The following is a 12,888-nucleotide window of genomic DNA, read 5'->3' on the forward strand; positions in this document are numbered from 1 at the left end:
CTCCTCATGCCCCGGTCGCGGATGGCGAACGAGCGGCTGCACGCCATGATCCCGGGAGGCGCGCACACGTACGCCAAGGGCGACGACCAGTACCCCGAGAACCTGGCCCCGGTCATCAGCCACGGCCGCGGTGCCCATGTGTGGGACATCGACGGCAACCGCTACATCGAGTACGGCTCCGGCCTGCGGTCGGTCAGCCTCGGCCACGCCCACCCACGCGTGATCGAGGCGGTGCGGCGGGAACTCGACCGCGGCAGCAACTTCGTCCGGCCGTCGATCGTGGAGGTCGAGGCCGCGGAACGCTTCCTTGCCACCGTGCCGACCGCCGAGATGGTGAAGTTCGCGAAGAACGGCTCCGACGTCACCACCGCCGCGGTGCGCCTCGCCCGCGCCGTCACCGGGCGCCCGCGGGTGGCCATCTGCGGCGACCATCCGTTCTTCTCCGTCGACGACTGGTTCATCGGCACCACGCCGATGTCGGCCGGTGTTCCGGCGGCGACCACCGAGCTCACCGTGTCCTTCCCTTACGGGGACCTGGCCGCCACACAGGAACTGCTCACCCGGTACCAGGACGAGGTCGCCTGCCTGATCCTCGAACCTGCCGGCCACACCGAGCCGCCGCCCGGGTACCTCGCCGGCCTGCGCGAGCTGGCCGACCGGCACGGCTGCGTACTGATCTTCGATGAGATGATCACCGGCTTGCGCTGGTCCGAGGCGGGCGCCCAGGGCCTGTACGGCGTCGTCCCCGACCTCTCCACGTTCGGCAAGGCGCTGGGCAACGGGTTCGCCGTCTCCGCGCTGGCCGGGCGCCGCGAACTGATGGAGCGGGGCGGGCTGCGTCACTCCCGCGACCGGGTGTTCCTGCTGTCCACCACGCACGGTGCGGAAACGCACTCCCTGGCAGCCGCGATGGCCGTGCAGACCACCTACGTCGAGGAGGGCGTCACCGCGCGGCTGCACGCCCTCGGCGAGCGGTTGGCCGCCGGTGTGCGCGACGCCGCGGCCGGCATGGGCGTCGGCGACCACATCGTCGTCCGGGGCCGGGCCAGCAACCTGGTCTTCGCCACCCTCGACGAGAACCGGCAGCCGTCGCAGCAGTACCGCACCCTGTTCCTGCGCCGGCTCCTCGCGGGCGGGGTGCTGGCCCCGTCGTTCGTGGTGAGCAGCGCGCTCGGCGACGCCGACATCGATCGCACCGTCGACGTGGTGGCCCAGGCATGTGCGGTGTACCGGAAGGCACTGGACGCCGCCGACCCCACCCCCTGGCTGGCCGGGCGACCGGTGAAGCCCGTATTCCGCCGCTTGGCGTGACGTGACGTCAGCGACGCTCCCGCCGACCGGCGTCGGCCATCCGATCGACCGGCCGGTCGGCTGTCCGGTCGACCAGCCACGCAGTCGCCGGTGTCACCGCCAGCGCGGTGCACCAGCCGCCGAGGACGTCGGTCGGGTAGTGCGCGCCCAGGGCGACCTGCGCCCAGCCCATGGCGGCGCCGCCAACCAGCGCCGCGGCGAGCACGACTGACGTGCCGGCCGTCCTGCCGAGGCCGAGCCGGCCGGCCGCGAGCAGCGCCACCACGAGGGCGAGCGCGGTGAGGAAGGCGGCGTGCCCGCTCGGATAGGACAGGTTGCCGTCGCCGTGGATGGTGCGTCCCACCAGCGACTTGAGCAGTGTCGCCGTCCCGACTGTCATGCCGACGCCGGCAACGACGAGCACCGCCGCGCGAGGACGCCGCAGCAGCAGGCAGCCCGTCACGGCGGCCACGACCAGCACCGCCGCTCCGGCGGGCTCTCCCAAGAAGTCGATGGCCAGAGCGACGCGCCGCCACGGCGGCCGCACACTGTCCGCCGTCGGCTGGATGATCCACCTGTCCACCCTGCCGGGCTCGCTGTGACCGGCGTACAGGAGTCCGAGCACGACGACCACCAGCGCGGCGAGGGCCGCGATCAGCCCGAGCCACGCGCGCAGCGATGGGGGCAGCACCGCGGGCGCCGGCCGGCCGGTCACACGCCCACCGCGTCCGGTTGACCTGCGGTGGTTTGCCGTGATCGGTGGATGGTGTTCCGGGTCTTGACTTCTTGAGGCAGGGTGAGGGTGCGGCCCTTCATCGGACCGGTGGGCAGCCATGAATCAGCGCCTTCCTGTTTCCGACCGCGCCCCACGACGGGGAGCGTTGTTCCCGGACGACTCCGGTGACCGTAAGTCCGGGCACGCCACGGCCTATGTGTCCCGTCAGTATCCCGGCTCCCGCGGGCAGGTCCGAAACGGCATGGTCGCGGCCACCACCGCGCGGGCCGATGAGCGCGTGCACTACCCGCCGCACACCGTCGCAGACCATCCGACAGATGCGATGCGCCTCCCCCCGTCGGGGCCTACGCCATGTCGCCCCCGCCGCTACCGCGATGCCGCGCCCACGAGAACTCCCGCTGCCGCCCGCCGACATGGCCGGGACGTCAGATGTACGGGCTGCGCGCGGCAACACTGCCCAAAAATGCGGTCGCGGCAAACCACCGTCGGATAGTCCGCGGGTCAACCCTCCGCGAACTCCGTGGACCGCGAGAAACCAGCAGGACAACGCGGATGCTGTACTACCTGGATGTCGCGGCCGGCACGTCACTCAGCGGCCCGACGAAGGACTCCGTACCGATCGGCAGCGGACACACAGGTTGGGTGGGCCCGAGGCAGGGGGAGGTCCAACTCCCCACGTCGTGCGGCAAGCAGATCTACAACGATGCCCGGCACGTCATCGTGACTCTGAAGGTCGGTCCGAACGTGGCCGCCCACGCCGAGTCCTCGGCCGCGTCCCTGGTCCCCAAGCTGCGCACCATCCTCCTGGAGAGCGCCGCCAACCTCTCCAAGATCTACGGATGCGCCGATCCGAAGTCCACGGTCCCGGCCGACCGCTGAGCACCGTCCACAGGCTCCTCCCCGGCGGTACCCGCCGAGGAGGATCACGACCTGATTCCTCCCCGGCCGATGACGGAGCGCTCCCGTCGGCCAAACTGTCCGCAGTCGAGGACGTGGCCCTGGGCGGACACGCTCCCGGGCCCGGAGCCGGTGGCCAAGGTCAAGGCCCCGGCCAAGCCTGGCCGTTCGCTGGAGCACATTCGGGCGGCAGTGGCACACTGGAGGCGGACGGCCAGGACGTCAACGGCACGACGTACACGGAGCTGGTGGGCGTGTCCGCCCGGAAGGCCGCCGGGACCTGGCCGCCTGATCCCGGACACAACACCGGCCCTCCCAGCTCACCCGGGAGGGGACGTGGCGCGAGGATGGACGTATGGCTGACACCTTCAGTACACGAACCATCGACGTGACGACCGGCTCAAGTGAAACCGTGCACGACTTGACCGACGCATGTACGTCGTTCCTCCGGGAAGTGGCCCGGGGCCGGGACGGACTGCTCAACGTCTTCACGCCGCACGCAACTGCCGGACTGGCCCTTATCGAGACAGGGGCGGGGAGTGACGCGGACCTCCTGGCGGCCCTCCACCAGCTCCTCCCGGCGGACAACCGTTGGCAGCATCGGCACGGTTCACCGGGACACGGCCGGGACCATGTCCTCCCCGCCATCGTCCCGCCCCACGCGACACTCCCTGTCATCGGCGGAGCGCTGCAGCTGGGGACCTGGCAATCCGTGGTCCTGGTGGACACGAACAGGGACAACACCCAACGTCAGGTCCGGCTCTCCTTCCTGGGGTGACCACCCTCCGCCGGACACGACAAAGGGCCCCGATCTCCAGGTGGGGCCCAGGTGTCCGTCCGGGGCCAGGTAGTCCCCCTTGGGCTTGGCCTCCCTGTGCTTCCCCTTGGCGTGCCTGGCCGGGGAGCCAGCCGTGGCCGTCGGTGTGGCCGCCTCCGCGTGCGGAGTGTCACGGGCGACTGAACTCTCCCTCTCCGCCTTGGCGTTGGGTTTGGCCACGGGCTTGGTTTCCGGCGTGCCACGCCCGGGGGTGGCCTCTCCTGCCTCCAGCTCTCCGTCCGGCTGAGTGGCCGGGACCGGCTGGGCGATGTTCTCCCCCGTCCATGGCAACGACGCCCAGGCCAAAACGGCGGCCACGGCGGACGCCGAGGCGGAGGGGGTTACGGACTTTGCACTCACGATGCAACCCGGACTGATGTTGCACTTTCAACGACTCATTTGCGCCTTTGCGACGAGTTGCCAACGCAAAGAAACCCGCATCCATGTCCCGGGGGAGAGACACGTGAGCAGGCCGCAGAATAGGAAGGGAGGGACCCAGTGCACTTTCCTTGCCCCCGGACACGCGAAACGGCCCGGCTCCGTGATGGGAACGGGGCCCGAGAGTGAGAGCGGGTCTCCTGGCGTCAGTCGTCCAGGGAGTCCAACTCCTGGAGAGCCGCCTCCGCCTGGTCCCGGGTCGCTTGCATCTGCTCCCGGAACGTTTTCCGCTGGGCCGGGGACATGACCCGGAGGGACGCCGTGGAGAACACGGCCACGCCGTGCTCGATCTGCGTTGCGAGCGTCACCAGCTGGGCCCCGGTGGCTTTGCCCTTGCGGGCCTCCACGGCCGTGGCCTTGGCCATGTCGGAGACTTCCGTCAGAGCCTTGGCCGCTTTCTTCTCCAGGCCCGCGCGTTCGCCACGCGTCAACGGCTCCACGCCGAACTTGTCCCACTTGGCCGGAGGGATGATCTCCCGCTTGCGGTCCTCGACGTGGTGGAGGATGGCCCGCTGGGCCGACTTGTCCGCGCCCAGGTCCTGGTACAGGAGGGCCGCCAGGGCCTGGTACTCCGATGACTGGCCGTTGTAGTCCGGATCTCCCCGGTACGTGAACATCTGGCGCAGCTCCATCAGCTTGGCGGACATGGCCCGCTTGGCCTCCGTCGCGCGGCCCTCCGCGTCCAGCCACTGACGGCCCAGGGTCTTGGTCTCCTGGTACGCCTGGGCCACGCCCGCCCGCTTCAGTGCCCGCTCCGCATTGGGGTCCACGTGCTCCGTGACCACGCGGGTGCCCTTCAGGACCTGGGGCGTGTGGACGACCAGCTCCGCCGCTTTCGCCTGGGCCTTGGCCGCCGTGCGGGCCGCCGGCTCCTCCGCGGATTCCGTGACGACCGGGGCCGGCGGTTCCGCAGCGTCACGGCCGGCTGAACCCTCCATGTCCGCCGGGATTACGTTCCACACGTCCCCGTCGGCCACCGCCAGGCCGTCATCCCCCAGGAGAGCAAGGGCCCGGGACACCGTGGCCTGGGTAGTGCCGTACTTCGCCACCAACTCCGCCACGTCCAGGCCCACGCCCCCCGCGTAGGTCCCCGCCTGGATCTCCTGACGGATGCCCTCCGCCACGGTTTCGTACTTGGCTGCCTTTGCCATCGTGCTCTCCCCTTGTCTCGATGGAGCGGGGCCACCGTACCGCCGGAGACCCCGCCGTCTCCTGCGTTTCGACGTCCCAGCCGATCCGAAAGGGGGTACACCCCAGGCCAATTCGAAGATCCAGGACGCGACGGACGCTGTCCCGATTGCCACTCAGGGACAAGCCGGCGAACTGCACAGAGTCACGCGATGCGTTACGCTAGGTCGCCAGGGCGACGACCGCTTGGCCGCCTCCGGGGCGCCCGTCGCCCACGGCCGCCGCACCCTCAGCAATGGACTTCCGTGCGTGATGCCAGGCGTCCGGCGCACATGTACGCGTCCCGCTTCAGGACCTGAGCTCTCAGGGAACGCCGACCTCGGGGGAGCCTGAAGCGTCTGTCACTGCCGTGCCACGCCACTGCCGACTCCCCCGAGGTCGGAACATGTTCTGAGACTCAACCTCGCACACCATGCGAAGAGATCCGGACGAAGGGTCCGCAAGTCACCAGCGGACCTTGGAGGATCATGGTTCGTCACCAAAGGCAGTGAACACGAATTGAGTGGTGTGCGTAGCGCTCCGACCCGCCCCGTGACGCATCGCTGAACATGGTTTCACCGAGTGAGTCGAATCGCGGTTTCTCATCGACCTGCGTTCGCGGACTTCCGCACCATGGCGAATGGTGGCGAATACCGCCGCCCCAGGTTACGGCCCCCGCCTGTAGCCCCACCGCAAGCCGTTCGCCACCCCAGGCATGCGTGGGCGCACGCGTGCACGACGGGAGCACAGCCACCCGCAACTCTTTCGGAGTACGGGTCCTGAGCAACCACTGGCCGGGCGGTCGGCCGGTTCCGATAACCCTGGATTCACACGCACCAACGCCGAGGTGCGTACGCAACTGCGTACGCAACTGCGAGTGAGGAACTGCTCGATCTCCCCGGGGAACTCATGGAGACAATGAGATGCACGCGGCCTGGCGCATCGAGGATTACGCACTCATCGGAGACATGCAGACCGCAGCGCCGGCCTGCCGGGACGGGACAGCGGACTGGCTGTGCCCGCCCCCCGCCTCCGCACTTCCCGGGGAGCTCACACCCAGGACCCGTTCTCCACGGCCGGCAGCCCCCAACTCCTTCGAGTTGCGGAGTGCGCCAGGGGCCATGAACGACGCGCACCGCCAAATAGGCCGCCGAGAGCGGTCGATTTGCAGGCCGATCCGCCCCACCAGCCCTCGACAACTGTCGAATTGGCCGACGGCTCACTCTGCCCCTCTCCGACAGCCGCCGAATTGAAAGCCGATCCGCTCCATTCCCCGCGAGAGTCTTGAGTTTGAAAGATCCACCCCGCGGGTCGCAGATTTGAAGATCCCCCACCCCGGCATGACAGATTCTCAGTACTGCGAATCTGTCACCCGTTGACTGGCTCCAGGGCAACCAACTCCCCAACCAGCGGGTAATCAAAGGCAGGTGAACCAGTTCACGCGCCTGACCAGCGCGGCTAGTCAACCCACATGAAACGTGCTGAAGTTGAACCCGCGCGCACCGTTCCCGCGATGATGCGAAAGAAAGGCATGTCGTGAACCCGGAAACACCTTCGCCGTACTTTGTGCTGGTGGTGGGCACCTTTCGCGTGACCGCCGACCGGCTCCCGGTCCGGATCATCACGGCCATGGCGGGGGCAGCAACTTCCGCCCTCGGTACGTGGTTGTTCATGCGGTAAGTCGAGTGATTGGCTCAACACCCCGCTCTACCCGGAGGAGAGTACGGGGAGCCGGGGGGCGGAGCTGGGCCGAGCCGCTGCCGCCTCCACGTCAGACGCGGGAGCGTGAGCCGGTGACCCGCCTTCATATGCACTGACCGGTAACCGTGACACGTGGTCAGGCACGTTCACACCGCCAGGAGTTGGGCTCTCCGGCCAGGGGCAAGAAAAGAGCCTATGGCCCTTCTTCTCTGCACACACGTATGGAGAAGAAGGGTCCCAGGGCGCTTCTTGTGACCTGGACCCCCGGTTCGTCACTGCCAGCTCAGCCGGCCATCGCAGAAGGCGAGTGAGGTCCGGCCCCTTGGCTGGGCCAACCCTCTCAGTTCGCAAAACAAGCGTGGTGCCATGCGACGTCCTGGGCCTCCTCCCGCGCGCTCCGCCAGGACAGCGAAGATGATTCGCCGGCCGGGGACACTGGGGTTCAGGCCCTCCTTCACTGCCCGGAGGCAGTCCCTCCGCTTATCCGGTTCGTCCAGCTGGAACCGACAGTCCCCATGCCCCGACGGTCGAACAGGTCCAGCTTGCGGACATACCGCGTCTTGGAATGGCCCTGAAGCTGGCCCAGGTCCACGCCCGCCACCTGGGGCGTTCCCGGTTCGGCCACGGAGGTTCGCCACCGAGGTCCGACACCCGGGCACCGGACGCGTGACCGGGTAGCCACATGGCGTCACGGCTCCGCCCTCGCCGCCCCTCGCAGTGCCTCGATGAGCACCTCCACCGACGGCCGCCCCCGCGAGGCGGCGCGTACGGCCACCACGACATGGCGTTCGACCAGGTCGTCCAGCGGCACCGAGGCGATGCCCTCCGAGCGCAGCCTCAGCATCAGCCCGGTCAGCGGCGCCACGCCGAGCCCCGCCCCGACCATGGCGAGGGAAGTGGCGGTGTCGGTGACCTCGTGCGCGACGCGCGGTTCGAATCCGGCCCGGCGGCAGGCCGTACGTACGGCACGTCCGTAGTACGTGCGGCGCGCGGGCAGGATCCAGTCCCGGTCGGCCAGCTCGGTCAGCCGCCAGGACGTCGCGGCGGGCGGCGCCTGATCGGCCGGCACAGCCACAGTGAAGCGCTCCGAGTGGAGTCGTACCAGATCGGAGACGTCGTCCCGGGCCAGCGGCGCGTCCGGATAGTCGAGTCCGAGCGCCAGGTCCACCCGACCGGCTGACACCTCCGCGTGCGCCTGGTCGACGTCTACTTCCTGGCTCACCACCTCGACGCCGGGGTGGTGTTCGGCGAGCCGGCGCAGGGCGGGCGGCAGGAAGGCCGCAGCCGCTGTGCCGAACACGCCGAGCCGCAGCCGCGCCGAGATCTCCGTGCGGGTGCGCTCGATGGCGGCCGCCGCCTCGGCCTGAGCCCGCAGGATGTGGCCGGCGTGGATGACCAGCGTGTGCCCGGCGTCCGTGAGCTCGACCCGGCGCCCGGCTCTGCGTATCAGCTGCGTGCCCGCGGTCCGCTCCAGCTGGGCGATCTGCTGGGAGATCGCGCCGGGGGTGTAGCCGAGCGCCGCGGCAGCCGCCGTCATGGTGCCGTGGCGGGCGAGTTCGGCCAGTGCGCGCAGGTGTACTCCGCCCAGTTCCATAGAGAAGATCTAAAAGATCGACTGCTGTAACTGTCAATGGACGCGAAGAGTCGGTGACGTCCACCATGGCTTCACCGCACTGGGTTCCGCCTCATGCCGCGATGTACCGCGATGTGTCGAGCAGAGGGGACGGCTCTTTCATGGTTCACAGCGCTGAGGTCGTCATCGTCGGCGGTGGCGTCGTCGGAGCGAGCGTCGCCTTCCATCTGGCCGAGGCCGGGGTGCGGGACGTCCTGGTTCTGGAGCGCGACGAACCGGCGTCGGGTTCGTCGGGCAAGCCGATCGGCGGGATTCGCGCCCAGTTCTCGGATCCGCTCAACATCAGGCTGGGGCAGCGCAGTCTGGAGGCCTGGCGGGCGTTCACCACCCGCCCCGGGGCCGACATCGGCATCGGCATCGAGAGCGTCGGGTACCTCTTCCTCCTCGGCAGCGAGGAGGAGGTGGAGACATTCCAGCAGGCCGTCGACGTGCAGAACGAGCTCGGCGTCCGCAGCGGGATCATCACGCCCCGCGAGGCGCACGAGCTGTGCCCCTACGTGGATCCGCGCTCCGTCGTCGCCGCCGCGTACTCCCCCGACGACGGCTATGCGCTGCCGAAGGCGGCCGTGCACGGCTATCTGCGTGCCGCACGGCGCCTCGGCGCAACCCTCCGTACGCACTGCACGGTCACCGGCATCGATGTCGACGGCGGGCGGGTGCGGGCGGTGCGTACGACGTCGGGGACCGTACGCACAACGGCGGTGGTCTGCGCCGCGGGTCCCTGGTCCGCCGCCGTCGGCGCGATGGCCGGGGTCGAGCTGCCGGTCACCCCGCTGCGCCGGCAGATCGGACTGACCGGGCCACTGAGTCCCGTGCCGCCCCGGGTCCCCTTCACCCTCGACTTCGACTCCACGCTCTACTTCCACAACGACGGAGCGGGCGGGCTGGTCCTCGGCCTGTCCGACCCACGCCAGGAGCCTGGATTCGGGCGCGAGTTCAGCCAGGAGTGGCTGGAGCCGTTCCGTGAGGCGGCGGCCCGGCGGGCACCCGCACTGGCCGGTCTCGAGGCCCGGAGCGGCTGGGCGGGCCTGTACGAGATGACTCCGGACCGCAATGCGCTGATCGGCCGGGCGGGCGAGGTGAGCGGCTTTCTGTACGCCACCGGATTCTCCGGACACGGATTTCTGCAGGCGCCCGCGGTCGGCGAGATCATGCGTGACCTCTACCTCGACAGGACGCCGTTCATCGATGTCGGGCCGCTCTCCGCGGCCCGCTTCGGGGGACACGCCGCGGGCGTCCGCCCCGAGGCCCACATCATCTGATCCCGCAGTACACAGGAAGGGAAGGAGGAACGCATGATTCCCACATGGCGGCTGCGCGCCGCGTTCGCCCGCCGTCTCTCCGACATGTACGGCACGGAAGTCCCCGCGTACACCACGCTTCTGGAGGTGTCGGCGCAGGTCAACGACGAGGTGATCAGCAAGGACGGCGACGCGGGACGGCTGGGCGGCATCGAGAGGGTCACCGCGGAGCGGCACGGTGCCATCCGCGTCGGTACCGCGCGCGAGATGCGCCAGGCCGCCCAGGTCTTTGCCGCGCTGGGCATGGAGCCCGTGGGCTTCTACGATCTGCGCGAGGCCGCGGCCAGCGCCGTCCCGGTCGTCTCCACCGCCTTCAGGCCCATCAAGGCCGTGGAGCTGGAGCGCAACCCCTTCCGGGTCTTCACCTCCATGCTCACCACGGCCGACCGGCGTTTCTTCGACGCCGGGCTCGAGGCCCGGCTGGAGTCCTTCCTCGCCCGCCGCGAGCTGTTCCCGCCGGAGCTCCTCGGCCTTGCCGCGCGGGCCGAGCGGGAGGAGGGCCTCGACGAGGCCCCGGCGATGCGCTTCCTGACTCTGGCGGTCGCCGCCTTCGAGCTGTCACCCGAGCCCGTGGACCGTGCCTGGTACACGGAACTGGAGCGGATCTCCGCCGTCGCCGCCGACATCGGCGGCGTCACCAGCACTCACATCAACCACCTCACCCCCCGCGTACTCGACATCGACGAGCTCTACCGCCGGATGGCGGAGCGCGGCATCACGATGATCGACCGGATCCAGGGCCCGCCGCGCTGGGAAGGCCCGGATGTGCTGCTTCGCCAGACGTCGTTCCGGGCGCTGGCCGAGCCCCGCCGGTTCCGCGAACCGGACGGCAGTGTCGCGGCCGGTTCCCTGCGGGTCCGTTTCGGCGAGGTCGAGGCACGCGGCATCGCGCTCACCCGGTCGGGACGCGCCCTCTACGACGAGCTGATCGGCGAACCGGCCGAAGTCTGGACCGGCCGCTTCCCGCGTACCGAGCACCAACTGGCCGTCCAGGAAAAGGCGTTCTTCGGCTACGAGCCGGAAGAGAGCCGCCCCGGCGACGGCCGCCGCCCGCCGGAGGATCTCGCGGGCCTCCTCGACGGAGGCTGGGTGAGCGCCCACCCCATCGTCTACGAGGACTTCCTGCCCGCGTCCGCCGCCGGGATCTTCCAGTCGAACCTCACCGACGAGGGCACCCGGGACACCACCGTCACCGGCGCCCACTACGACCAGCAGCGGCTCGCCTGCGTACTGGAGCGCACCGTCCACGACCCCTTCGACCTCTACGCCGCTCAGCAGGACAGCTCACTTCGGCAGGCCCGCCGGGCCCTCGGACTCTCCAAGGACACGTCTTGACGACCAACGCGATCACGCTCCCCGACACCGACTCCCTGCGCACGCGGGCGAAGGAGAGTCTGCTCCACTGCGGTGCGCAACTGCCCGCGGACGGTGGCGATCTCATCGCCCGCACACCGCTGACCGGCGAGGCTCTCTTCACGCTGCCCGCCACGCCACCCGAGCAGGCCGACGCGGCGATCGGCGCTGCCGAGGAGGCGTTCAGGCAGTGGCGTACCGTTCCCGCGCCGCAGCGTGGCGCGCTGGTCAAGCGGCTCGGCGAGCTGTTGACCGAGCACAAGGAGCACCTGGCCGACCTCGTCACCATCGAGGCCGGCAAGATCCGTTCCGAGGCGCTCGGCGAAGTACAGGAAATGATCGACATCTGTGAGTTCGCCGTCGGACTCTCGCGTCAGCTGTACGGGCGGACCATGGCCTCCGAGCGGCCGGGCCACCGGCTCTCGGAGAACTGGCACCCGCTGGGTGTCGTCGGTGTGATCTCCGCCTTCAACTTCCCGGTCGCCGTCTGGTCGTGGAACACCGCGCTCGCACTGGTCTGCGGTGACACGGTCGTCTGGAAGCCCTCGGAATTGACCCCGCTGACCGCTCTCGCCTGCGACGCCCTGCTCGCCCGCGCCGCCGTCGACACCGGTGGGCCCGCGGGTGTGCACCGGCTGCTGCTCGGCGGGCGCGAGGCGGGTGAGCGGTTGGTCGACGACGCGCGCGTGGCCCTGGTGAGCGCGACGGGATCGGTCCGTATGGGACGCGAGGTCGCCCCGCGTGTGGCCGGCCGCTTCGGCCGCTGTCTGCTCGAGCTGGGCGGGAACAACGCGGCGATCGTCACTCCCTCCGCCGATCTCGACCTCGCCGTCCGCGGGATCGTCTTCTCCGCCGCGGGCACGGCGGGCCAGCGCTGTACCAGCCTGCGCCGGCTGATCGTCCACGAGGACATCGCGGACCAGCTGGTGGAGAAGATCGTCCATGCCTACGGCCAGCTGCCGGTCGGCGACCCGTTCCAGGAGACCACCCTGGTGGGCCCGCTGATCTCCGGCACGGCGCACCGGGCCATGACCGACGCACTGGCGGCGGCCGAGGCCGACGGCGGGAAGGTCCTGACCGGCGGCGACCGGCAGCTGGAGGAGCAGGCGCCGGAGGCGGCGTATGTACGGCCCGCGGTCGTGCGGATGCCCTGGCAGACCGCCGTCGTGCGCCGCGAGACCTTCGCCCCGATCCTGTACGTGCTCAGCTATCGGACCCTGGCGGAGGCCGTCGCGCTGCAGAACGGGGTCCCGCAGGGCCTGTCCTCCAGCATCTTCACGCAGGACCAGCGGGAGGCGGAGCGCTTCCTGGCCGCCGACGGCTCCGACTGCGGTATCGCCAATGTCAACATCGGCACGTCGGGCGCGGAGATCGGCGGCGCGTTCGGCGGGGAGAAGGAGACCGGCGGCGGCCGCGAGTCGGGGTCGGACGCCTGGAAGGCGTACATGCGCCGGGCCACGAACACGGTGAACTACTCGGACAGCCTGCCGCTGGCCCAGGGGGTCAACTTCCTCTGACCTCTTCGAACTCTCCGTCCCCCTGGTCCGTCCGAATC

General features: G+C 69.9%; 9 protein-coding genes. 6 read left to right on the plus strand and 3 right to left on the minus strand.

Annotated features, from left to right (window positions below):
- Nucleotides 1-6: 6 nt before the first annotated feature.
- Nucleotides 7-1,311, plus strand: a complete 1,305-nt coding sequence (locus tag OG966_RS05775; RefSeq protein WP_326655094.1) for a glutamate-1-semialdehyde 2,1-aminomutase — start codon at nucleotides 7-9, stop codon at nucleotides 1,309-1,311.
- A 7-nt stretch (nucleotides 1,312-1,318) separates the two neighbouring features.
- Here the strand turns inward: OG966_RS05775 and OG966_RS05780 are convergent, their stop codons facing one another.
- Nucleotides 1,319-2,005, minus strand: a complete 687-nt coding sequence (locus OG966_RS05780) for a phosphatase PAP2 family protein (RefSeq protein ID WP_326648318.1) — start codon at nucleotides 2,003-2,005, stop codon at nucleotides 1,319-1,321.
- A gap of 573 nt (nucleotides 2,006-2,578) precedes the next feature.
- Here OG966_RS05780 and OG966_RS05785 point away from each other — a divergent pair.
- Nucleotides 2,579-2,905 (plus strand): hypothetical protein, encoded by a 327-nt coding sequence (locus tag OG966_RS05785; protein ID WP_326648319.1) that lies wholly within the window; start codon nucleotides 2,579-2,581, stop codon nucleotides 2,903-2,905.
- 373 nt (nucleotides 2,906-3,278) lie between these two features.
- Nucleotides 3,279-3,701, plus strand: coding sequence for a secondary thiamine-phosphate synthase enzyme YjbQ (locus tag OG966_RS05790; RefSeq protein ID WP_326648322.1), 423 nt, complete (start codon nucleotides 3,279-3,281; stop codon nucleotides 3,699-3,701).
- A gap of 623 nt (nucleotides 3,702-4,324) precedes the next feature.
- Here the strand turns inward: OG966_RS05790 and OG966_RS05795 are convergent.
- Entirely contained in the window at nucleotides 4,325-5,329 is a 1,005-nt protein-coding gene (locus tag OG966_RS05795) for a GntR family transcriptional regulator (protein ID WP_326648323.1), read from the minus strand.
- 2,405 nt (nucleotides 5,330-7,734) lie between these two features.
- On the minus strand, nucleotides 7,735-8,640 hold the full coding sequence (locus OG966_RS05800) for a LysR family transcriptional regulator (RefSeq protein ID WP_326648324.1): 906 nt from the start codon (nucleotides 8,638-8,640) through the stop codon (nucleotides 7,735-7,737).
- A gap of 140 nt (nucleotides 8,641-8,780) precedes the next feature.
- Here OG966_RS05800 and OG966_RS05805 point away from each other — a divergent pair, with 140 nt between their 5' ends.
- Genes OG966_RS05805 through amaB form a run of 3 tightly spaced genes read left to right on the plus strand, consistent with a single transcriptional unit; the run spans nucleotide 8,781 to nucleotide 12,850 of the window.
- Nucleotides 8,781-9,941, plus strand: coding sequence for an NAD(P)/FAD-dependent oxidoreductase (locus tag OG966_RS05805; protein WP_326648325.1), 1,161 nt, complete (start codon nucleotides 8,781-8,783; stop codon nucleotides 9,939-9,941).
- Between the two features lie 33 nt (nucleotides 9,942-9,974).
- Nucleotides 9,975-11,315 carry a 2-oxoadipate dioxygenase/decarboxylase gene (hglS, locus tag OG966_RS05810; protein ID WP_326648326.1) on the plus strand — a complete coding sequence of 447 codons (1,341 nt, stop codon included), beginning with the start codon at nucleotides 9,975-9,977 and terminating at the stop codon, nucleotides 11,313-11,315.
- Nucleotides 11,312-12,850 carry an L-piperidine-6-carboxylate dehydrogenase gene (gene amaB / locus OG966_RS05815; RefSeq protein WP_326648327.1) on the plus strand — a complete coding sequence of 513 codons (1,539 nt, stop codon included), beginning with the start codon at nucleotides 11,312-11,314 and terminating at the stop codon, nucleotides 12,848-12,850. Before hglS ends, amaB begins: the two co-directional genes overlap by 4 nt.
- Nucleotides 12,851-12,888 lie beyond the last annotated feature (38 nt).

This window comes from Streptomyces sp. NBC_01750 (assembly GCF_035918095.1).
Lineage (GTDB): Bacteria > Actinomycetota > Actinomycetes > Streptomycetales > Streptomycetaceae > Streptomyces.